Below are 22617 nucleotides of genomic sequence, written 5' to 3' on the forward strand. Positions count from 1 at the left end.
GACAAACTGTTGTCACCACCCCTATTTACTTTTGATTTACAAACCATAAAGGATAATATTATGAACACAATCGTAGAAGTAATCAGCCCGGAAAAACTATTAAGCCATTGGCAAGGACACCGTAATTTAACCAGAAAAGTCATTGAGGCTTTTCCAGAGAAAGATTTCTTTGAATTCTCTATCGGAGGTATGAGGTCTTTTTCGGCCCTGACTTCAGAGTTGCTTGCAATGGGTGCTCCAGGGATGAAAGGAATAGTGGAAAAACAAGAAACTCCTTTTCAGGAAAATTCCCAAGAACTAACCACCAAGGAGCAATATTTAGAGAAATGGGATCAGGCTACTGAAGAAATCAACCAATACTGGAGCAAGTTACAAGTGGAAGATTTTAATGAAACTGTTAACCTCTTCGGCCACTATAATTTCCCGGTGATTGAAAATATTCTTTACATTATTGATAACGAAATTCACCACCGCGGACAAGGTTATGTGTATTTAAGAGCTTTGGGTATACAACCTCCTTTTTTCTGGGAAAGGTAAGGTTACGTCATCGTAATACCTTTAAACCATTAAGCGCGTTAATTACCGCTTAGTGGTTTACCTTTATCCGGCACAGTATTTTATCCATTAACTCTATTACCCTGTTTCTTAGCTGCTCAGGCGATATGATACTCGCATAATCGCCAAACATTAAATACCAGCGCGCAAACCCTTCCTCTATATTGGGTGCAAGAAAGGTCATTTCCCAATGGTCTCCAACAGAGGTTTCCGACACAAAACCGTGGTATTTCATTTCATACTCCAAATGTTTCCTGATTTTTTTGTCAACTAAAATGACCACTTTGGTTGTTGCACATGCTTTTTCATTCTGCTGAAGATAGGTTTCGAGCGGCTGGTGTGTTAATGTAAATGGCTTTTCCGTCAGATTGATCTGGCAAATTCTATCCGTCCTGAATTGCCGGTAAGCTTGTCGCAAGTGGCAATAGCCCAGGGTATACCAATTGTCGTGATCATGAAAAACCCCCACAGGCTCAATCGTTCTTGCGATGGCTTCCTCCGATTCTGCCGTTTTATAATAAAGTACCACTTGCTTTTTCTCCGCAATACTTTTAAAAAGTAAGGCCAAAGTATCAGGTGCTCTTTCATTAAACAACTTACCTCCTGGCTGCATTAACACATTAGATTCAATGCTGGAAACCCAATCTTTATCAGCACTTTGAAGAACGGCTTTCAATTTATAAGTAGCCGAAGCATAATGTTTACCCATTTCCTGATCGGTAAACTTTTGCATCAGTTTTTCTGCAGCAATGAAACTGCTGGCTTCCTCACGACTAAACATGACCGGTGGTAAACGATAGCCTTCCATTAAGGAGTATCCTATGCCGGCCTCACTGTAAATAGGAACGCCGGATGCTTCCAAGGTGCGGATGTCGCGGTATATGGTCCGCAGACTCACATCAAAACGCCCGGCCAGCTCCTGTGCTTTCACGATTTTTTTGGATTGCAATTGGATCAGAATAGCCACTATTCTATCAAAACGTTTCGGCGTTTCATCCATAGAAAAAAATATTTACCCAAATATAAGGGTTAAAAACAAAAGTGATGACTATTCCTTTACGTGGTTATTGTTTCCTTAGCTTTGTTTTATGTTGAAAAATTTATACGGAACAGCGTTTTACGTTAGCGTGGCTACCGCACTAAGTAAGGTCCTTCCTGCCTTCGATTCGGTTAAATTCAAGTCTCTAATTTTCAACGAGCAGTTCCAGCACATGGAGTTAAAGGAAAGGATGCGGCACACCACCCTAGTGCTTCATGAATTTATGCCAGCCCAGTTCACAGCTGCCGTACCCGTTATCTATAAACTTATTAATGAACTACGTCAAATGGGTCGTGGTGAGGACGAACTTGCATTTATCTTTTTGCCCGATTATCTCGAAGTTTATGGTATCGACGATTTCCAGGCCTCCGTTCCTGCATTGGAGTTCGTTACCCAATTTGTGAGCTGTGAATTCGCAGTCCGTCCTTTTCTCATCAAATATTTTGACCAGATGATGGAGCAGATGAAACTTTGGTCTAGGCATGAAAGTGCAAAAGTGAGACGTTTGGCCACAGAAGGCAGTCGGCCCCGTTTGCCCTGGGCCATGGCCATCCCCCAATTGAAAAAAGACCCCGCACTGATTCTTCCTATCCTGGAAAACCTAAAGAACGATCCATCTGAATCGGTAAGAAGAAGTGTGGCCAATAATCTGAACGATATTTCTAAAGATAATCCGGAAGTGGTGCTTCTTCTGGCGAAAGAATGGCTTGGACATAGTAAAGAAACTGATGCCATTATGAAACATGGCTGTAGAACCTTGTTAAAACAAGGACATGCGGATATTTTGAGTCACTATGGTTTAGATACGGAGGGCTTATTGGTAACTGATTTTAAAATGAAGACACCCCTGGTGATGATGGGAGACGCGATGGCATTTTCATTTTCGATACAGAACACCAATACCGCGTCAAAAACAATCAGGCTGGAATATGGATTGTTTTATAAGAAAGCTAATGGCACGCTTGCCCGAAAAGTGTTTAAGATCAGTGAGCGAATTTATAAAGCGGGTGAACGTGTGGTCATTGAGCGGAAACAATCATTTAGGCCCATTACCACCCGGGTGTTTTACCCAGGCGAGCATCAATTGTCGTTAATCATTAATGGCGAGGAACAAAAGGATACCATAAAAAGCTTCGAACTGCTCGCTAAACTTTTATCTTAAAGAAATAATATTTAGTTTTAACAGATGAGATATCCAACCTACATGACTAAAAAACAAAGCCTAATACTTGTTGTGATCGCCATGGTCACTGTTTCCTGTAAAACGAAAAAAATAGCGGTTCAAACACCTGTTAAACAGACAGAAACCGACAATGAGTTAACTAACATCAAAAAAGACTTACCAGAAAACCAGGTGGAAAGAACGAATGAAGGCATTAGGTTTACCTTTAGCTCGGAGATTCTGTTTCCTACCAATTCCTCCTATTTGAATGATAACTCTACTAAAAGCATTGCCGATGTTACAAACGTGATTAAACAACAAGCTACAGACCGCAGGATTTTGGTAGAAGGACATTCTGATAAAACGGGAACTCCTGAATATAACCAATGGCTATCTGAGAAGAGAGCGGTATCAGTAAAGAAATATATGGCTAGTTTGGGCCTGGATTCAAACAGGATTAAAACTATAGGTGCCGGAGATACCAAACCTGTAACCGATAATAAAACAAAAGAAGGAAGGTTGATTAACCGCAGGGTTGAAGTGACTATACTGAAAGCAAACTAAAACTTTTATTTACCGGTAGACGTTCGTTAAAAAACAAATTTTATACTAATGAAAATCGCTACTTACAATGTAAATGGAATTAACGGACGTTTACCGGTTCTGCTACGATGGCTTGAACAAACTAAACCCGATGTGGTGTGTTTGCAAGAGCTTAAAGCACCCCAAGATAAATTTCCACTGCAGGCAATTAATGATGCAGGTTATCATGCGATATGGCATGGACAGAAAAGCTGGAACGGTGTGGCCATCCTTTCCCGCTATGGGGAAATTCAAGAACTTCGCCGGGGATTGCCTAATGACCCCGATGATACCCAAAGCCGGTATATTGAAGCGTTTATCAATGGTGTTATAATTGGATGTTTGTATTTACCAAATGGAAATCCCGCTCCTGGACCTAAGTTTGACTATAAATTACTGTGGCTGGAGCAATTTAGCCAACACGCAGCCAAACTATTAACCGCTAAAGTTCCTGTGGTGCTCACTGGCGACTACAATGTAATTCCCACGGAGCAGGATGCTTACAAACCAGAACGCTGGGTGAAAGATGCCTTATTCAGGCCGGAAAGTCGGGAAGCCTTTAAAACCCTGGTTGATCAAGGCTGGTCAGACGCCATCCGTAAACTGTACCCTAATGAAACAATTTTTACCTTTTGGGATTATTTTAGAAACGCCTATGGAAGGGATGCAGGATTGCGCATCGATCATTTTCTGCTAAGTCCTAACCTGAGTGATAAGCTGCAGGCAGCTGGTGTAGACCGCGATGTGCGTGGCTGGGAGAAATCGAGCGATCATGGTCCGGTTTGGATTGAGTTAGCTGATTAAACCAGCTCGACTGAAGTCGCCAGGGTCTTAGTTGCTTTATTTGTGTTTTTTCTTGTTAACGGTTTATAAGCAGAACATAATTAATGTTTGATAATAGTTAGCCTTAAATTACTGCTATGATTTGCAGGTGAGGAACAAATTAAGGTACTGGTTTTTCTAAAAAAATAGCAACCTTTGCGCCCTATTTATGACAGCACCCTATGGCGACATCTAAAAACTTCAATCTTATCATGATTCTGGGCGCTTTGGCGGCACTAGGGCCATTTTCTATCGACATGTATCTTCCAGGCTTTGATTCCATTGCCGCGGATTTAAATGCCACAGTACCTAAAGTTTCCTTATCACTTACCGGATTCTTTATTGGAATATCTTTCGGGCAATTGTTATACGGACCCTTACTGGATAAATTTGGCCGTAAAAAGCCTTTATATTTTGGTTTGGCACTGTATATTATTGCTTCCATAGGCTGTTTGGCGGTCACTAATATAAATCAGCTCATCGTATTGCGCTTTGTGCAAGCCATTGGTAGTTGTGCTGCTGCGGTAGCCTCTATGGCAATGGTAAGGGACCTCTTTCCTGTTAAAGAAAGTGCTAAAGTATTTGCATCGCTGATGTTGGTTATTGCCATTTCGCCCATGCTTGCCCCTACAGCGGGTGGTTACTTGATGACGGCATTTGGCTGGCAATCGGTGTTTATGTTCCTGGCAGGTATGGCCGTACTGATGTTATTAGCTGTTATATTCTTTTTGCCAAACAGCTTTAAACCAGATCCAACCTATTCCTTAAAGCCAGTAGCGATGATCACTAAATTTAAAAGTGTGTTGGTTGTACCTCAGTTTTATACTTATGCATTAATCACTTCCCTATCCATTGCAGGTCTGTTTACCTATGTAGCGGCATCGCCCATGGTGTTTATGAATTTATATGGCGTAAGTAAAACCGGTTACGGATGGATCTTTGCTTTGTTATCAGTGGCTTTTATAGGCACCAGTCAACTGAACAGTTTAATTTTACGCTGGCACAGCAGCAAAACCATTATCACCTGGGCTTTAGCCGCACAGGCCATCATAAGTGTGCTTTTCTTATTGGCTGCACTAAATAACCTACTTTCGTTATACAGCACCATCGCTTTTATTGCCTTATTTTTAAGTTGCCTGGGGTTAATCAATCCGAACGCTGCTGCACTTTCGCTTGCGCCTTTTTCGAAAGATGCGGGTAGTGCTTCTGCATTAATGGGTGCATTTCAGATGGGTTTAGGTGCTTTGGCATCTATGGCGGTCAGTTTCTTCCCTGAAACCTCTACCCTTCCGATGCCTTTGATCATGACGGTAGCGGTATTAACGGCCTTATTAATTTTGTTTGCAGCGAAAAAGACGGTTTCGCTGCAAGCTGCAAAGGTTTAATGATTGAAATTTTTAACGCTCTTAATCAGGCTTTTGTAAGATAATTTAACATATTTATTCGTTTTAATTAACTTGATGATGGTTTTTTAAGATAAAAGGCTATCTTTGCATCACTTTAAAAAGGAGTTGATTCCGTAGCTCAGCTGGTAGAGCATTACACTTTTAATGTAGTGGTCCTGGGTTCGAATCCCAGCGGGATCACCAGATTTTGAATCAAATGTTTAAACCCCTGCTATCGAAAGATGAGCAGGGGTTTTTATTTTAAGGGAATTGGTAAATTTCCTGTATTTTCACAAAAGCTTAAACGAATATCCAAAACAAAGTAATGACAAGTTCGTAGTATCACTATTATTGAATTGGTATTTTTGCTAAAATTTTTATATAATGTCTGAAATTAAACAATACGCAGCACTGGAGTATGTTGTAGAAGTACTACAAAAGGCCATCTTAGGCTCCAAAGTTAAACAATTAGCACCTGATGAAATCGCAATCATTGATGGCAATGCGGCAATAGGAATTAAGCAGCAAGTTGAACGCAATGGAAGTACAACATCCATTGTGATCAGGGACAAAAAGGAAATTCTATATAGCGAGGATTTGTTAGAAACCGTGTACCATATTCATAAGGGAGCAACTCATGATGCCGGTCTCAAGGCAGCTTTATTGAATGCCAATATCATGATCAATGGTTTAAATATTGAAGCGGAGCTAATCTTTCACGCCATAAGGGACCAATTCTATGCCCTTGGCGATAGCTACGAATTTCTAAAATTTATTGAAAAGGACAATCAGCAAATGAAATTCAATATGACTTTCGGCGATGACGTTGTATTTGAGTTGATCGTTTTAAATGAACCCACTGCGGTAACCATCACCGCTATCAGTGGCAAAGCAGCAGCACCAGCTGTAAAAGCAGCCATTAAATTAGATGTGGAAAGTGTAAGCCTTGAAATCAATAAGCAGTTTAAAGCCTCTTAATTTAACCTATCGCTAATGCGGAAATAATTAAAGTCGGCATATCCACCTGCAGTTTTTGTTGCATAGTTGAACAAAGCAAAACGGTAGCCCATGAAATGTGGTAAGGTATAGGACATTTTCAACTGGGTGCCAATTGGCATCCAGGTTTTACCATCCAGGCTATAGAAGAAATCAGCAGTGTCCTTTTTATCTGTAAAATCACATTGCGCTTTAAAGTAGACCACATTTTGCTTGATTATTATGTTTTGTGCTTCGACAGCTTTCCCTGTGCTGGCATTTATCATAACAACTACTTTACGATTCCCGTCAACCCTAACACCTACTAAACCATAGTTTTTTTGTAAAAGTCCCAGGCCCGCAAAATCTCCATCTTTCATGTGAGAGAGATCCAGCGCTGTAACACCAGTACTCACAGGGCCAATGGTTCGTTGTGTTAAACTATTCCTGGCCATTAAAAAACTGGTGTCTATTCTTTTTGTGGTGATTCTCATATACCCAGGCCTATCCAGAAGCGACCAGGAGGTGTTATCAGGGTTGTGATTCCACTGCCAAACCAAAGGCAGGGAACTATCACCTTGTTTGCGCGTAAACTCGTCTGATGCTACAATACCAGGAACGAGGCCATTACTTGCTGGTAGCGTTAACGTTTCCGGTACTTTTCCATTTGTGCCTAACACTGGCCAGCCGTCTTCCCATTTCACAGGAACAAGATAAGGAATACGACCTACTGCTCCGAAATCACGAAAGAGGTAGGCATACCAGCTGCCATCGGGTTTGTCGATCAAACCACCTTGTGCTACACCCAGGTCTGCCAAGCCTACCCGGCCTTCCCATGGCCCTGTCAGTTTTTCGGCCCGGTGTATAACCACGGTGCGCATGCCGCCATTAGGCCAGGTAATATTGAATAGGTAATACTTGCCCTTAAGTTTGAATAATTGCGAACCCTCCCCCAGTCCACTATTGCCTACAGCTTGACTTGGCTTTGTGGAATCTTTAATGATGGTCTGGTTAATACCGTCTGTTTTTATGCCCGATAAGTCACCTTTTAATTCCACCAGTTTAAGCTCCTTATTACCGTATATCATATATATCTTACCATCATCGTCAAAAAAGAGGGAATGATCATGTAACGCTGGACTAAATGAAGTCTCTTTCCAGGGGCCTTTCTCAATGTTTTTAGTGGTGTATATGTGTGTTCTACCACTGGTTGCGGCAAAAGTAGACACGTAATAAGTTCCATTGTGGTAACGTAAACTGCTGGCCCATGATCCCCTGCCATAGGTTGACTTTCCATCCAACAGGTTCATTTCGTCGTTATCAATTAGGATATCGTGGGCATAGCTTACCAGCTTCCAGTTGACTAAATCTTTAGACGACATGATAGGCAAACCTGGGCTCATGTGCATCGTGGTGCTGCTCATGTAATAGGTGTCGCCAACCCGTATCATGGCCATATCAGGGACATCGGCATAGATCATTGGATTCGTTGCCTGTGCTGATGCTGATTTTGCGAATAAGGATGCGGTAAGTATGGCAACACCCAGTACATATTTTTTCATTTGGTTATAGGTTTGAAAAGTTGGTTCAAAGAAAGACTGTTAAAAATAGTAGGATTACTTTAATGCAGTTTATATCTGGAGATTTAATTTTTAAACAACAATAATGCAAGTACCTGAAGACTGCGGCGCCAGGTTTGAAACTCATGACGAGTATTTGGGGAGACAAAGGATACGCCATTAATCCCTACTGCTTTTAATGCCTTAGCAGCCTTGGTTACCCCATCTGGGTTTTCAAAACTACCGGAACTCATGAAGATGAGTTTAACTTTTGACTTATCTTTTATTTCTTCAGGTTTATAGGTGCCGCCGCTTAACAATCCGTAATAAGAAAAAATATCGGGCTGGGCAAGTGTAATGGTATGGGTTTCGAATCCACCCATAGAAAGCCCTGCCATGGCGCGGTTATCTTTGTTAGCAAGGGTTCGGAAGTTCGCATCCACATATGGAATCAGTTCATCCAGTAACACTGTTTGAAATGGTTTAATATTAAAACTACGGAGACCTCCAGCCCTTGGTCTGATTACATTTGTCATACCATAGGTCATCACAATGATGAAAGGCTTAGTTTTACCTTCGGCAATAAGATTATCCATAATCAGGTTGGCACGCCCCTGATTAATCCAGGCTGTTTCATCCTCGCCCCAACCATGCTGAAGATACAAGACCGGATAGCGATTTTCCTTGTTACTTTCATAACCTGGTGGTGTATAAACAAAAGCGCGTGGAGAAGTATTAGTGCTTTTGGATGTAAAATGGACCTGGTGTACATGCCCATGTGGAACATCTTTTAAGGCATAAAAATCTTGATCATGTGCAGGTATTTCAATACCGCTTTCCCAACGTGTTGAACCATAAAAATTCAAGGCACCGGGGTCATTAAATGTTCCCCCATCAACTGTTAGGTGGTAATAGTGAAATCCTTCTTCCATAGGTCCTGCAGTGGTACCTGTCCAAAGACTATCGGTAACCTTTTTAAGTGGTGTACCCCCCGAAGTACCGCCCAGACCAAGGCTCACTACGATAGTTTTTGCCTGTGGAGCCATTATTTGAAAACGTGCATATCCTTGAGAATTCACCTGAGGATATTGCTGGCCAGGTTGGTTTAATGTGGATGGTTTGAAATCATCCAGAATGGTAGCAGCGTTTTGTGCGTAGCTAACTCCTGTCAGCATCATGCTGGCAAAGGCAATGGTTAAAGACTTTAATATCATTTGATTATAGTTTAGGTTTTATAACTGGTTAGGTTGATTGTTAGCTACTTAAAGATCTCTTGTAGCGTAGAGGCTAGAAATAATTTACAATTCATCCAGCTATGCCCACCTGGAACAATATATGTTTTAAGAAGGAGGCCTTTTTCTGTAAACATGGCGATGTTTTGCTTAACACTTTCATACAAAAAATCGTCAGTACCAACACTGATGGTAAACAATTTCAGTTTGTTATTCAATAACTTCGCGTCAGGCGACCAACTGGAAAAGTTCTTTTTAAACTCTTCGGTAGCCGTGTAGGGTGCATATGAAGCTACATAGGCAAAAATATCGGTGTTTGTAAGGCCGATATTTAAGGTTTGACCACCACCTACAGAAAATCCAGCTATTGCTCTGCTTTTACTATCTTTAATCACCGGATAGTTAGCTTCGATAAACGGTACCACATTATTTAAAACATCTTTAGTGAAATCAGCCATTTCTTTAGGTCGTACGTTGCCATAAGGCATCACAATAATCATCGGGGTTGCTTTGCCTGCTGCGATTAAATTGTCAGCAATAAGGTTTGCACGCCCTACTTTTGTCCAGGTTTCTTCGGTATCAGAACCACCATGAATCAGGTATAACACCGGATATTTTATTTTACCAGCAGGGTTGAATCCTGGGGGTGTGTAGACAAGTACACGGCGTAAGGTATCCAACGTTACTGAGTTGTAGTAACGGTAATCAATTTTTCCATGCGGAACATTTTGTAAGGAATGAACTAAAGGCAATGGGCCGGAAACATCTAGGATGCTTCTCTTGAAACGCTCATTAGCAAACACATGTGTATTATTGGGGTCTGAAATTTGCACATTGTCTACAGTGTAAAAATAAGGATAGATGTCAGGCTTAACCGGGCCTACGGTTACGCTCCACACCCCCGAAGTGTCTTTAATCATCGGCTCAGCGTTCTTTAAAAATTCGCCATTCAATGACACACTTTTTGCTGTGCGGGAGTAATAATAAAAGGTAACCCTTTGATCAGGTTTAACCTCTGGAGAATTCAGGCTAGGTGCACGCTGTGCGACCACGGTGTTTGAAAATAATAGGATGGCTATGATATAGAGATATTTTTTCATGAGGATCTATTTAAATAGTAGTTGTGCTGTTTCGGCAAAGTAACTTTTAACGTTCATCCAGGTGTGTCCGCCATCAGTGATCAGTTTTTTATGATTTACTCCCTTAGAATTTAATAAGTCAATAAAGGTGACGGTCTGCTCATACAAGAAATCATCATTTCCTACGCTGACCCATAAAAGCTTTAAATCCTTATTGGTTTTTTCAGGATTCGTATAAATGTGCTGAAAGTTTGTTTCCATTTCTGGTGTAGACAAGTAGGCGCTGTAACAGCATATCCAGGCGAACTGATCCATGTTGCCAAAGCCAGTGCGCAAGGTTTGACCTCCTCCTCTGGAAAAACCACCAACAGCACGTGAGTTTCGATCACTAATTGCACGATAGTTTTTTTCAATAAAAGGAATTATTTTGGTCATCAGATCTGTTTCAAACATTTTAGAACGGTTAATGGCATCCTTACCTTCCCGGGACATCAAATCTGAAGGCTTGGCCTGCCCTGTTTGTTCAGCTATTCTTGCGGCTGGATTACCATAAGGCATTACCACAATCATAGGTGCTGCTTTCCCTTCTGCAATCAGATTATCCAGTATAAAATTGATGCGCCCTACTTTGAAAAAGGTTTCTTCCGTATCGGTAGTTCCACTGATCAGGTAAAAAACAGGGTATTTTTTGGACGCATTTTTCTCATAACCAGGAGGCGTATATACTAGCAAAGACCCGGTGCTCTCCTCTATTGAAGGGTAATAAGTATAAGACACTGTTCCATGGGGTACATTATTGGCAGCATGAACCAGCGGTTTATCGCCAGGCACATCTAGAAGACTGCCTTTGAAACGCTCATTTGGGAAAAAAAAGGTATTAGCGGGGTCCATGACGGAAACCCCATCAACACGAAAGTTGTAAGGATAAATGTCGGGTTTTACCGGCCCTAGCGTAACACTCCAGATCCCTTCAGCATCTTTTATCATTGGCACATCACCATGAGTAAATTGGGTACTCAATTTGACTTCATTTGCCAAGGGTGCCAGGTACTTAAAAGTTACCTTACGATCTGCATGGACCTGTGGTGAAACAATTTGTGGCCCTCTTGGGGGTTGCCCGATAACCTGATGTGAAAAGGCTATCAACAAACAGGATAGTAATAATGGGATGGCTAGCTTTATTTTCATATTTGATTAATTGCTGGATAAATAAGTAAGGCCTATTATTGGGCGTAAAATGAATAAGTTTGACCAGCTACGGTTGGTACGTCAAAGACCAGGGTTTCTTTTAATAGAGCATCGGCAAGTATAGCTTTTGGAGAAATAACAGCCCCCGGTGTAGCTGTTATTTTATAGAATGGATTGGTGTTTTCTCCGCCAGCTAATTTCAAATCCCCACTTTTTAGCTTAAGTGAATTCGGCACCCTTAACCGTAAATTCCCACCAAGACCTGATTTCACCTCCAACTTCATTAACAGGCCATCTTTCCATTCCATGTGAACAATCTCGAAGCCACCAATAGCTTTGATACCACTGATAGACCCAAAGGCGCTCCAGGCATCTGGCAAAGCAGGGAGCAAATGAACTGCACCATCTGCACTTTGCATTAGCATTTCAGTCATGCCTGAGGTGCAGCCAAAGTTGCCATCAATCTGGAAAGGGGGGTGCGCATCAAAAAGGTTATTGTAGGTACCTCCTCCATCCTTGTTTACACCAAGTGGCGTTAATTGATTTTGAATTAATTTATAGGCATGGTTACCGTCCTGCATCCTAGCCCACCAGTTCACTTTCCAACCCATACTCCATCCTGTAGACAAATCGCCCCTTTGGAGCAATGTATTTTTAGCCGCATGATAAAGTTTGGGTGTGCGATACGGCGATATTTGATTAGATGGAAATAACCCATACAAATGGGATACGTGACGATGGTTGTCTTTTGGATCATCGATGTCCTCCAGCCATTCTTGTACCTGACCATACTGACCAATATGCATAGGTGCTAGTCGGTTACGGGTTTTAATTAAAGTTTTAATAAAGTTCTTATCCTTCTTCAGCAATTCTGCTGCCCTGATCGTGGAACTAAATACATCGAATACAATTTGGTTAGTCATGGTCACCCCTGCATCTAGTGATGAGCCTTGATGGGCTTGCGGCGCATTCTCGGGCGACTGGTCTGGATTAACTACCAGGTATCCATATTTCGGATGTGCTACGAGGATATCCACATAGAATTTTGCCGCCCCTTTCAGTATGGGATATATTTCTTTCAAAAAAGCCTTATCTCCGGTATATAAATAATGCTCCCAAAGGTGCTGACTGGTCCAGGCACCTCCATGGCTCCATGCCCCCCAAAAGGCCCCGTCTACAGCACCAGTTGTTCTCCAGACATCTGTATTGTGATGGGCCATCCAGCCTTTGGCACCATACATGTCTTTCGCGGTTTTTTTACCTGTTAAAGCAAGTTCTTTGACCATCCTGATAAATGGTTCATGGAGTTCAGAGAGATTAGTTTTCTCTGCCGGCCAATAATTCATTTGCGCATTGATGTTGATCGTATATTTACTATCCCAGGCGGGATGTAATTTGCCGTTCCAAATCCCCTGTAAATTTGCAGGCTGGCCACCTGGCTGGGAGGAAGAGATCAGTAGATAACGACCGAACTGATAGTAAAGCGCTGCGAACTGGGGATCGTTGGCCGTACTAAAATTTTTCAAACGCACATCCGTAGGGAATTTTTCGACCCCCGTAGTTCCAAGATCTAATTTTACACGATTATAATACTTTTGATAAGCCCCTATGTGGTCCTTAAGCATATTGTCAAATGCTTTTGAGCGGGCTTTCTCCAAATACGATTCCGCTCGCTTATGCTCATCCCCATTGATATCCTTGAAGCTATTAAAACTTGTGGCAATAGAAATATAAATGGTAACTGAATTTGCATCCTTAACGGTGATGGTCGTATCTGTTGAAGATAAAGATCCACCTTCTGGTTTAAACTCAGCGATTCCTTTATAGCGCACCTGTCCCTCAACCCCCTCATGATTTATGGTCGTACCAGAAAATGTCAATTGATTGGTAGCATTAGTGCTGAGCGCAACCTTGGGTTGTGGTGAGGAAAAAGAGGCAGTAAATGAAATGCTCCTGGCTTTACTTGCAGTTAAACGAATGGCGATTACACGCTCGGGAAAGGAGGCAATGACCTGCCTGGCATATTGAACCCCACCAACTGCATAGGACGTGGTGGTCACTGCTCTTTCCAAATCCAATTCTCTATAGTAATTAACGTAGTTCTGATGGCCTGGAAAGGATAAATGGATTTCTCCAGCAGGACCGAATACCTGTCCATGGGATTGTTTACTGATCATGACCTTATTGGCCAGCTGTTCTGCCTGTTTTTGGTTATCGTTGAATATTAAATTACGAATGACTTCCATGGAGTCTCGCAACGCGGGGTTATCATTTCTATTGGGACCTCCACTCCAAAGCGTATGTTCATTGAGTTGGATGGTTTCCTTTTCTACATTTCCATAAACCATAGCTCCTAGCCTTCCATTTCCTATTGGCATTGCGTTTTCCCATACTTGACCAGAAGGTTTATCGTACCAAAGTTTAAAAGACGATTCAGATTGTTGCCATTGTTGTTCAGTCTGGGCTTGAAGACATAGAAAGCTAAAAATTGGGATCGTAAATAGAAAAATTCTCTTGTAAATGCTCATTCGGGTTGATTAATCAACATGTGTAACAATTGTAGCCTTAGCCATCGGTTCATGTTCAATAATTTGAACTGGTTTACTTAAATAACACCTGTGCAAAATTATGGAGGTTATTACGCCATACAGGCCACGTATGGCCTCCAGGGTATTCTGAGTAGGTATATTTAAGATTGAGCTCATCAAATTTTGAAAGCATCACCTTACAATTGTTGTAGGCAATATCTTCTTTCCCGCCCATTGCAATCCATAATGACTTCAGGTTAGTATTAATGGATTTATAATTGTCGCCAATAAATTTATATTCAGGATCACTTAATTCATTACGTTCAGCGAACCATCCGGAGCTGAATACGCCCAGGTAGGAAAACATAGCTGTATTTCTGATTCCTGAATGTAGTGTCTGAATTCCACCCATTGATAAACCGGCAAGGGCCCTGCTCCCGGCACTGACATCAGCGCGGTAATTTGCCTCCACAAAAGGAATGAGGGCTTTTAGCTCACGGTCAAAAGTTTGTAGTGATTGTGCACCGAAGCTACCGTTTCCAACGTTTCCATCCATCATGACCACCAGCATGGGTTTTGCTTTCTTTTGGTCAATAAGGTTATCCATCACCAGGTCAGTCTTTCCCTGCATACCCCAACCTCTTTCATCTTCTCCTCCACCATGTAATAAGTATAAAACGGGGTATTTTTCCGTCACGTTCATTTCATAACCAGGAGGCGTATAGACAAAAAACCTTTTCCAGGAATTGGATACCTTGGAGAAATAACGTTTCATGCGAATCTCTCCATGAGGTATATCTTTTTCGGCATAATATTCACCATCAGCAAAAGGTATTTCTATACCACTGGCCATTCTTCCCATACCATAGAAGGTTTCACTGCCGGGATCGGCAAGTGCCACACCGTCTATCAGTAAGGTATAATAATGAAAACCTTCACCTATAGCGTCGGTAGTCGTTTCCCAAACACCATCCTTTCCTTTAATCATATCGTATTTTCTGCCAAGATCGATTTGAACTTTCTGTGCTTCAGGCGCTTTAATTTTAAATAAAACACGATGATCTGGCAATACTTGAGGATATTTTGATGACCTGATGTTTGTTGATGCAGGAAGTCCAAGTACAGTAAAGGCAGAAAACTTTGACTGATCAACAGGTTTAAAAAGTAGTTGGGAAAATTGATGCAAATCATTTTTCCATACTTTAAAATCATGATTTCCAGGTTCTATATAAAAAATATGAGGAACTTTTTCTTTCGCCAAATAATCATGAGTACGTTTACTAAATGCGATTAAATTGTCATTATCTCCGCAGGAAATCCATAGCAATTTTAGTTTTGCAGCAGCTTCTTTGGGATTAGGAACCAGCTGTTCTGGAAGCTTCGTATTTGGAGCGGAGGAGAATCCACCTACCCAGGCAAACTTATCGAGGTTTCCAAGTCCGAAATTCAAAGATTGTCCCCCGCCCATGGATAGTCCTGCGATGGCACGGTGCTCCCTGTTCCTGATCACAGCATATTTTCGTTCAATATAAGGTATGAGATCATTTAGCAGATCTTTCTCAAATGTTGCAAATGCCTCCACTTTATCAGCAGCCATAATATTGCCCACCGCCCGGTCATCCTTCATGGCCCTACCATTTGGGAGGACAACAATCATCGGCTCAAGCTTATTTTCCGCATAGAGGTTGTCAAGAATAATATGCGGACTACCATTTTTAAACCATTCCTTCTCATCACCTCCAATGCCGTGCAAAAGGTATAATACAGGGTATTTCTTATTCTTTTTATAACCAGGGGGTGTATATACCAGGGCTTTTCTGACTGTGCCCACGGTCTTCGATTGGTATGATACGGTATCCACCTTTCCATGAGGGATTTCAGTACGCAGGGAATCAAATCCGTCAGGTGCCCTTTTCATATTTGTTTGCGAGAACGATAACCCGGACGTGAGCAAGATAATGATCGAAAAAATTATAGCTTTCATACTTGTGTGGTTTAGAAACCTGGAGCTTTTAGCTCCCGATATATTTATTTGGTTACTTCAAATTTAACATCTTACCGGCCCCATACAAGACAATTATGACCAAAAAGATAGCAGTTTTGTTTAAAATGTTACTTTGACATTTATCCTACTCTTTTGGACAAGGGTATCACTTACCATCTGGTTTCTTAAATAATTTAGATCATCCATAAACGGGTAACCAAATATTCAAACCTATCATCAATGAGACCTACAAAACTCACGGCTTTAGTCGCTGCGGTATGTATGCAGTATTCGCTGTACGCGCAAAATCCTATCATTCAAACGCACTACACTCCAGATCCAGCGCCTATTGTACACAATGGGACAGTATATGTGTATACTGGAGATGATGTTCCAGGTTACGAATTTTACAACATGACCAAATGGAGGGTATTTTCATCTACAGACATGGTCAACTGGAGAGACTATGGTTCTCCGATTTCTTTAGAGTCTTTTGAATGGGCCAGAGACCGTGGGTGGGCCGCGCAGTGTATGGAAAGAGATGGGAAGTTTTATTGGTATATATGTGCACAGACCACCGCAAATGATATGGCCATTGGTGTTGCGGTTTCAGACAGTCCTACCGGACCATTTAAAGATGCATTAGGAAAACCATTAATTATAACTGGTGCATGGTCTACCATAGATCCAACTGTTCATATTGATGATGACGGCCAGGCTTATATGTACTGGGGAAATGGCAGCTTATATTATGTAAAACTAAACAAAGATATGGTTTCCTATTCTGGGGATATCGTTGAGATACCACAAAGTGTTAAATCTTTTGGTGGAATTAGGCAAGCAAAGAATGCCAACGAGAACAATCAGCAAACCGTTCAACCTAAAGACACCTATATAGAAGGTCCATGGCTTTTTAAACGGTCAAAACAGTATTACCAAATGTTCGCAGGTATGAGTAAGGGTGCCGAGAGTTTATCATATTCAGTAAGTGATTCACCAACCGGCCCCTGGAAGTATCAAGGTAAAATTATGACAGACCAACCAACGAATAGCTTTACCAACCATGGCGGAATTATTGATTTTAAAGGAAAGTCTTACCTCTTTTACCATACAGGTTTACTCCCCGGCGGAGGAAGTTATGGCCGGGCAACCGCTATTGAGGAATTTAAATACAATGCTGACGGTACTATTCCTTCCATCACTATTACTAAAGAAGGCGTTCAACCTGTTGCAACGCTTAATCCTTATACCCGTACAGAGGCGGAGACGATAGCCTGGGCTGAAAAATGCACAACTAGTGAGGATAAAAAAGTGGGCGTATATGTATCTGACATCCGTACTGGAGGCCATATCAAAGTACGATCAGTAGATTTCGGTTCCATATCCCCTAATACTTTTCAAGCTTCATTGGCGGCAGGGTTAGATGGTGGAATTCTTGATGTACATATCGATAGTCTTAAAGGTCCAAAATTGAGCTCCATAAATGTACCTCGCACAGGCGGGTGGGATTCATGGAAAACCCTTAGTGAAAATATCGATGTAAAGGTTACGGGAGTGCATGACCTCTTCTTCGTTTTCAAAAGCCACAATATTATCTCCGGCAGAAAGCTCTTCAACTTTGATCACTGGGTTTTTAAGCCATAAAATCGATTTCAAGTATTTAAAATAACATCTCAAAATGATTATCAATCAAACTGTCATGATGCGAATCTTCTTTTTCCAGGTTCGGGACGGATAAGCACTTCCTAAAGAAACCAAATTAATCAAATGACAAATTATCAATCAAATAAAACGATGTTAAAACTTAAACCAAACTTAGGCGCTACTATAGCTTCCCTCCTGGTCATTCTAATGTTGCTTAATCCTTCAAGGGTGAAAGCACAGGGAGGTGAAATTACGGTGAGCGGAACAATTAGAGATGCCTCCGGTGTGCTTCCGGGAGTAAGTATAAAAGTAAAGGGAACCCGAACAGGCACCATGTCTAATACGGACGGAAAATACCAGATCAAAGCACCTGCAACTGCCGTGCTTGAGTTCATAAGCGTCGGATTCGCTGCTCAGGAAATCCCAGTGACCGGTAGAACTGTAATTGATGTACAGTTGACTGCTGGAGAAAAAGACCTCGAGGAGATTGTTGTTGTTGGCTATGGAACACAAAGGAAAGTTGATCTGACTTCCTCTATTGCTACGGTTGACACCAAAGACCTGTTAAAAGTTCCCGGAGGATTTCAGGCTGCTTTACAAAGTACGGTGCCTGGAGTACAGGTAAATTCAGGAACCATTAGGATTCGTGGTGTTGGCTCCATCAACAACACTGACCCACTATATGTTGTTGACGGAATGATTGGAGGCGCAGTGCCTGACGATAATAACATTGCCAGCATCCAGATCTTAAAGGATGCCGCATCGAGTGCCATATATGGGTCCAGAGGTGCCAATGGGGTAATCTTGATTACCACTAAACGCGGCAGTGCAGGAGCCGTGAAAATAGATTATTTTGGTTATGGTGGTACTAAGTCCATCGCAAATAACGTAGACATGCTAAACGGTCAGCAACTGGCAGAACTGATCAACGAAGAGATGTATAACCAAAACCCTTCCAGAACAGATTATCTCGCTGCATTAGCTAACCCTGCAAGTATTGGTGAAGGATACAATATGGTTGATGCATTACTTCGCAACGGCACTTACCAAAAACACAATCTATCGATTAGTGGAGGATCTGAACAAGCTACTTTTCGTGTCAATGGTATTTATTCTACTGATAAGCCGATACTGATACGCGATGGTTCGAAAAACTATGGTATGCAGTTTATCTCTGACTTTACCAAGGGAAAACTAAAGGTAGGAGAAACAGTAACTATTAATTATAATAGTCGTACCTGGAGTGATAAAAACATCATTGATGCTCAACGTTGGTCGTCTACCCTACCTCTTTACGATGCTAATAGCGCTACAGGATTTGCAGGTGCAGGAAATGGAACAGATGGCGCAAGTGCCCTAGCAAATGCTTATCTGAATGAAAATAATAATGAATCGCTATTTGTTAATGGAAACGTGTGGGCTTCCTACGAGATCTTAGCAGGCTTGAAATACAGGGTAAATCTTGGTATTGATATGAACAGGGCAAGAACCCAAGGGTATATTGCTGCCTATTCGGTAGGTCAGTATCAGAATCATGACCCTGATGAATTAAATATTTCGAGCAATCAAAATAACAGGTGGTTGCTTGAAAATACTTTATCATACGATAAGGTGATTGGGAAGCACAACATTAGTGGGTTAGCTGGGATTACCTCTGAGGAGTCAAGATATAAAGCTGTTAATGCAGGTGCAAGGGCACTCCCTAGTCCGGAATTACTCATGCTAGGGCAATCAACCCTAGCATCTTCCCGAATAGTAGGATCTGGCTTTGGACAATTTGCAATGTATTCAATGCTTGGACGTGTCAACTATAATTATGACACCAAGTACCTCCTCACCCTGAACTTCCGTCGTGATGGTTCAGCAAATTTCAGTGAATCCTATCGCTACGGAAACTTTCCTTCCATCTCCGCTGGATGGCGGGTAAGTCAGGAGAACTTTATGAAAAATGTTTCTTTCATTAACGACCTGAAATTAAGAGGTAGTTACGGTATGCTAGGCAACTCAGATATCACACAATACCAATACCAGAGGACAGTAAGTTTTGATCGTGTGTGGTACTATTTGAACGATGTGATGGTCACTGGCGGACTTCCCCTTACACCATCTAATCCAAATGTAAAGTGGGAAAGTCAGTACTCCACTGACATTGGTATAGACCTCTCCATGTTTGATAATAAAGTCTCCTTTACAGTTGATTACTACAACAAAAAAACGGAAGACATGTTAGTCAATGTGCCAATTTCGTATGTTGCAGGTTACATTGACAATTTTCCGATCCTTAATGCAGGAAGTATTAGAAACCGGGGATGGGACATTCTTGCCACCTATAAAAATTCAGGACAGAAGTTTAATTATTCAGCATCTGCAAACCTATCCTTGGTAGATAACGAAGTGCTGAGCTTGGGCAATAACAATGAAATACTTTTTGGAACTGTTAATCCGGGTGGCGAAAATGTAACCAGGACTGCTGTTGGCCGTTCCATAGGCGAATTTTGGGGTTACGTAACGAATGGTCTTTACACCTCTGCTGACCAGCTTGAACAGGATAGAGCATTTGCTCCTAATGCATCGCTAGGTGACATTAGGTTTAGAGATTTAGATGGCGACAAGGTATTGAACGATCGAGACAAATCGTTTATCGGTAGTCCAATCCCAGACTTCAGTTACGGTTTTATTTTTGACGCTAGCTATGCAGCAAAATTCGGAACACTTGACTTCTCTATGATCTGGCAGGGTGTTCAGGGTAATGAAATTTACAATAACAGCAAATATTGGGGTGAAGGAATGTATCACTATTATAACAACTTTGCGACGACGCTCGACCGTTACCGTGCAGCGGATGTGTCTTTTACTAATCCTGTGTCTGGCATCGTTACCCAATATCCTAAAAATGTGGACACAGATATCCCAAGAGCCGTACTAGGTGATCCTAATCAAAATCTACGCGCTTCTAGCCGCTACATAGAAGACGGTTCTTATCTCCGCTTAAAAACGTTGAACCTTGGTTATACACTTCCAGACCAATTTTCGAAAAGGTTGAATATTGATCGATTCCGTATTTATGTGGGTGCTAAAAACCTGCTTACGTTTACTAAGTATTCTGGTTACGATCCTGAAGTGGGATCTGATGATGCCAGGTATAATTTAAGTCGCGGAATTGATGCGCAGCGGCCATGGGGAAGGACTTTTCCCAATTCAAAAGAGTTCTTTTTAGGATTACAATTTACATTATAATTTTTCACCATGAAGACGACAGTAAAAATTGGAAATATTATTGCGCTTGCATTACTGCTTTCAGCAGGCTGTAAGCCAAATTTAGATCTCTTGAATCCCCAGGAATTGTCTACAGAGATTTACTACAAAACCGCCGAACAGTTGGAAGCTGCTGTGATACCAGGCTACCAAGCTTTAATAGGACGTGTTCAGGGGGGATATGGTCGCTCCCTATATTATGAGTTGTTAGCACCTGGTGATGATTTTGATCACACATTCAAATGGGAACCTATGTACCAGGACACCTATAACACGCCGGCAAGTGACGGAATGGCCGCCGGCACCTGGAAAGACCTTTGGAATGGTGTGGCTGCCTCAAATCTGGCAATTGATAAAATCACGAATTTCGAAGGGGAAATCGAAGAACAGCGCAAAAACAGGTTATTGGGAGAAGCACATTTTTTGAGAGGCTTGCACTATTTACATCTGGCAAGCTTATTTGGTGAGACCATCCCCTTGCTCGACAAACCTGTATCTTCGGATGCAGACTATTATCCGACAAATTCAGCTAAAGGTCAGGTGTACGCACTAATCATTAATGATTTTAAAAGAGCAGCGGAACTGTTGCCCTTACGAAGTGTACTTTATGCCAACCAAAGTTTTATCGGGAGGGCAACAAAAGGTGCTGCGCAGGCATATCTAGCAAAGGCTTATCTATACCGCCCCATTATAGAGCCGGGACAGCGCGCCCAGTTTGCAGAAGCGGAAGTTGCCTTAAGAAGCGTCATTGAAAGCGGGGAATATAGATTAGTTGATCAATTCAGACATAATTTTTTGGCGTCGACAGAGAACAACGCAGAGTCAGTATTTGAAATTCAGATGCATAATGGCCCAAGCTGGCTAGGTGATGACTTATCAGATTCCTGGCGCTGGCAAGAGATCGGTATGTTTGATGGGACTGGCGGAGCCTGGTGGAACCTAGCCCCTAATAAAAAAACTTATGATGAGTTTGAAGCAGGAGACCCGAGGAAATACATGACCCTTTGGTGTGATAATGGGGCCTATTTTACCCAGCTTGACGGTAAGGTAACGAGTTATGATGATTGGATGAAAAACCTGGCTACGAATAAGAACCTCTATGGCACACGTAAATATTGTCCTGATGTACAAATTCCAGATTTTGATAATGATAATAATGATCGCCTGCTTCGTTATGCTGATGTCTACCTGATGTACGCCGAATGCCTTAACGAAAAAGGTGATGTAGCTGGCGCAAAAACATATATTGACCTGGTAAGAAAACGCGCAAACAATATAGTGCCTTCAGAGCAGTCGCACCTATGGTATCAGAAAGCACCTGGCACTATCCCTACTGTAGATGCACTATTAGCCCAGGATATCACAATTAACGGTATCAGATTAAACAATATCAAGAACATTATTGCTCATGAAAGATATGTTGAATTCACCGGAGAATATTTAAGGTATTTTGATTTGCTACGCTGGGGATCTGCTGATCCACAATGGCTGGAATCACTTAAGAAATTAGGTTGGACAGAAAGAGCCACTTACTACCCTTTTCCCCAGGCAGAACTCGATAACAATAAAAATTTAACAGGCAATGCAATGAACAATTAAAAGGCCATAATTGGTTATAAAAAGCGTAT

The 22617-nt window shown here is 41.7% G+C and carries 16 protein-coding genes and 1 tRNA gene; 10 read left to right on the forward strand and 7 right to left on the reverse strand.

The window, feature by feature from the left end; translation table 11 throughout:
- Positions 1 to 60: 60 nt before the first annotated feature.
- A complete protein-coding gene (locus tag IWX76_RS02035; protein ID WP_196858189.1) occupies positions 61 to 537 on the forward strand; it encodes a DinB family protein in 477 nt (158 codons plus the stop codon).
- Positions 538 to 586: 49 nt separating this feature from the next.
- On the opposite strand, the gene IWX76_RS02040 is transcribed toward IWX76_RS02035, so the two are convergent.
- The gene (locus IWX76_RS02040; RefSeq protein WP_196858190.1) at positions 587 to 1555 is read right to left on the reverse strand and encodes a helix-turn-helix transcriptional regulator; all 969 of its coding nucleotides are present in this window, start codon (positions 1553 to 1555) and stop codon (positions 587 to 589) included.
- An 88-nt stretch (positions 1556 to 1643) separates the two neighbouring features.
- Here IWX76_RS02040 and IWX76_RS02045 point away from each other — a divergent pair, with 88 nt between their 5' ends.
- The 6 genes from IWX76_RS02045 (at position 1644) to IWX76_RS02070 (ending at position 6523) form a co-directional block, all read left to right on the forward strand.
- On the forward strand, positions 1644 to 2756 hold the full coding sequence (locus IWX76_RS02045) for a DNA alkylation repair protein (protein WP_196858191.1): 1113 nt from the start codon (positions 1644 to 1646) through the stop codon (positions 2754 to 2756).
- Between the two features lie 24 nt (positions 2757 to 2780).
- Entirely contained in the window at positions 2781 to 3320 is a 540-nt protein-coding gene (locus IWX76_RS02050; protein ID WP_334641003.1) for an OmpA family protein, read from the forward strand.
- Positions 3321 to 3368: 48 nt separating this feature from the next.
- Positions 3369 to 4142 (forward strand): exodeoxyribonuclease III, encoded by a 774-nt coding sequence (gene xth, locus IWX76_RS02055; protein ID WP_196858192.1) that lies wholly within the window; start codon positions 3369 to 3371, stop codon positions 4140 to 4142.
- A gap of 200 nt (positions 4143 to 4342) precedes the next feature.
- Positions 4343 to 5545, forward strand: coding sequence for a multidrug effflux MFS transporter (locus IWX76_RS02060; RefSeq protein WP_196858193.1), 1203 nt, complete (start codon positions 4343 to 4345; stop codon positions 5543 to 5545).
- Between the two features lie 128 nt (positions 5546 to 5673).
- Positions 5674 to 5749: transfer RNA gene (locus IWX76_RS02065), tRNA-Lys, on the forward strand.
- A gap of 180 nt (positions 5750 to 5929) precedes the next feature.
- Complete coding sequence (locus tag IWX76_RS02070; RefSeq protein WP_196858194.1) at positions 5930 to 6523, forward strand: hypothetical protein; 594 nt, start codon at positions 5930 to 5932, stop codon at positions 6521 to 6523.
- On the opposite strand, the gene IWX76_RS02075 is transcribed toward IWX76_RS02070, so the two are convergent.
- From IWX76_RS02075 to IWX76_RS02100, 6 genes are all read right to left on the reverse strand, one after another.
- The gene (locus IWX76_RS02075; protein WP_196858195.1) at positions 6520 to 8082 is read right to left on the reverse strand and encodes a glycoside hydrolase family 43 protein; all 1563 of its coding nucleotides are present in this window, start codon (positions 8080 to 8082) and stop codon (positions 6520 to 6522) included. The genes IWX76_RS02070 and IWX76_RS02075 overlap by 4 nt on opposite strands.
- 83 nt (positions 8083 to 8165) lie before the next feature.
- Positions 8166 to 9293, reverse strand: coding sequence for an alpha/beta hydrolase (locus IWX76_RS02080; RefSeq protein WP_196858196.1), 1128 nt, complete (start codon positions 9291 to 9293; stop codon positions 8166 to 8168).
- Positions 9294 to 9337: 44 nt separating this feature from the next.
- Positions 9338 to 10411 (reverse strand): alpha/beta hydrolase-fold protein, encoded by a 1074-nt coding sequence (locus IWX76_RS02085; protein WP_196858197.1) that lies wholly within the window; start codon positions 10409 to 10411, stop codon positions 9338 to 9340.
- A gap of 6 nt (positions 10412 to 10417) precedes the next feature.
- On the reverse strand, positions 10418 to 11578 hold the full coding sequence (locus IWX76_RS02090; protein ID WP_196858198.1) for an alpha/beta hydrolase-fold protein: 1161 nt from the start codon (positions 11576 to 11578) through the stop codon (positions 10418 to 10420).
- A 35-nt stretch (positions 11579 to 11613) separates the two neighbouring features.
- Positions 11614 to 14106, reverse strand: a complete 2493-nt coding sequence (locus IWX76_RS02095) for a glycoside hydrolase family 95 protein (RefSeq protein WP_196858199.1) — start codon at positions 14104 to 14106, stop codon at positions 11614 to 11616.
- Between the two features lie 73 nt (positions 14107 to 14179).
- Positions 14180 to 16090, reverse strand: coding sequence for an alpha/beta hydrolase-fold protein (locus IWX76_RS02100; protein WP_196858200.1), 1911 nt, complete (start codon positions 16088 to 16090; stop codon positions 14180 to 14182).
- 240 nt (positions 16091 to 16330) lie between these two features.
- On the opposite strand from IWX76_RS02100, the gene IWX76_RS02105 reads away from it, so the two are divergent.
- The 3 genes from IWX76_RS02105 to IWX76_RS02115 all read left to right on the forward strand — a co-directional run bounded on the left by IWX76_RS02105 (position 16331) and on the right by IWX76_RS02115 (position 22588).
- Positions 16331 to 17734 carry a glycoside hydrolase family 43 protein gene (locus IWX76_RS02105; protein ID WP_196858201.1) on the forward strand — a complete coding sequence of 468 codons (1404 nt, stop codon included), beginning with the start codon at positions 16331 to 16333 and terminating at the stop codon, positions 17732 to 17734.
- Positions 17735 to 17884: 150 nt separating this feature from the next.
- Entirely contained in the window at positions 17885 to 20971 is a 3087-nt protein-coding gene (locus IWX76_RS02110; protein WP_334641006.1) for a SusC/RagA family TonB-linked outer membrane protein, read from the forward strand.
- Positions 20972 to 20980: 9 nt separating this feature from the next.
- The gene (locus IWX76_RS02115; RefSeq protein ID WP_196858203.1) at positions 20981 to 22588 is read left to right on the forward strand and encodes a RagB/SusD family nutrient uptake outer membrane protein; all 1608 of its coding nucleotides are present in this window, start codon (positions 20981 to 20983) and stop codon (positions 22586 to 22588) included.
- Positions 22589 to 22617 lie beyond the last annotated feature (29 nt).

The organism is Pedobacter sp. CAN_A7, assembly GCF_015752175.1.
In the GTDB taxonomy this organism is placed as follows: domain Bacteria; phylum Bacteroidota; class Bacteroidia; order Sphingobacteriales; family Sphingobacteriaceae; genus Pedobacter.

Coding starts and splice junctions, on each gene's coding strand:
- IWX76_RS02105 (WP_196858201.1), top strand. CDS start 16,331: ATGAGACCTACAAAACTCACGGCTTTAGTCGCTGCGGTATGTATGCAG.
- IWX76_RS02115 (WP_196858203.1), top strand. CDS start 20,981: ATGAAGACGACAGTAAAAATTGGAAATATTATTGCGCTTGCATTACTG.
- xth (WP_196858192.1), top strand. CDS start 3,369: ATGAAAATCGCTACTTACAATGTAAATGGAATTAACGGACGTTTACCG.
- IWX76_RS02085 (WP_196858197.1), bottom strand. CDS start 10,411: ATGAAAAAATATCTCTATATCATAGCCATCCTATTATTTTCAAACACC.
- IWX76_RS02045 (WP_196858191.1), top strand. CDS start 1,644: ATGTTGAAAAATTTATACGGAACAGCGTTTTACGTTAGCGTGGCTACC.
- IWX76_RS02060 (WP_196858193.1), top strand. CDS start 4,343: ATGGCGACATCTAAAAACTTCAATCTTATCATGATTCTGGGCGCTTTG.
- IWX76_RS02040 (WP_196858190.1), bottom strand. CDS start 1,555: ATGGATGAAACGCCGAAACGTTTTGATAGAATAGTGGCTATTCTGATC.
- IWX76_RS02070 (WP_196858194.1), top strand. CDS start 5,930: ATGTCTGAAATTAAACAATACGCAGCACTGGAGTATGTTGTAGAAGTA.
- IWX76_RS02095 (WP_196858199.1), bottom strand. CDS start 14,106: ATGAGCATTTACAAGAGAATTTTTCTATTTACGATCCCAATTTTTAGC.
- IWX76_RS02075 (WP_196858195.1), bottom strand. CDS start 8,082: ATGAAAAAATATGTACTGGGTGTTGCCATACTTACCGCATCCTTATTC.
- IWX76_RS02100 (WP_196858200.1), bottom strand. CDS start 16,090: ATGAAAGCTATAATTTTTTCGATCATTATCTTGCTCACGTCCGGGTTA.
- IWX76_RS02090 (WP_196858198.1), bottom strand. CDS start 11,578: ATGAAAATAAAGCTAGCCATCCCATTATTACTATCCTGTTTGTTGATA.
- IWX76_RS02035 (WP_196858189.1), top strand. CDS start 61: ATGAACACAATCGTAGAAGTAATCAGCCCGGAAAAACTATTAAGCCAT.
- IWX76_RS02080 (WP_196858196.1), bottom strand. CDS start 9,293: ATGATATTAAAGTCTTTAACCATTGCCTTTGCCAGCATGATGCTGACA.
- IWX76_RS02050 (WP_334641003.1), top strand. CDS start 2,781: ATGAGATATCCAACCTACATGACTAAAAAACAAAGCCTAATACTTGTT.
- IWX76_RS02110 (WP_334641006.1), top strand. CDS start 17,885: ATGTTAAAACTTAAACCAAACTTAGGCGCTACTATAGCTTCCCTCCTG.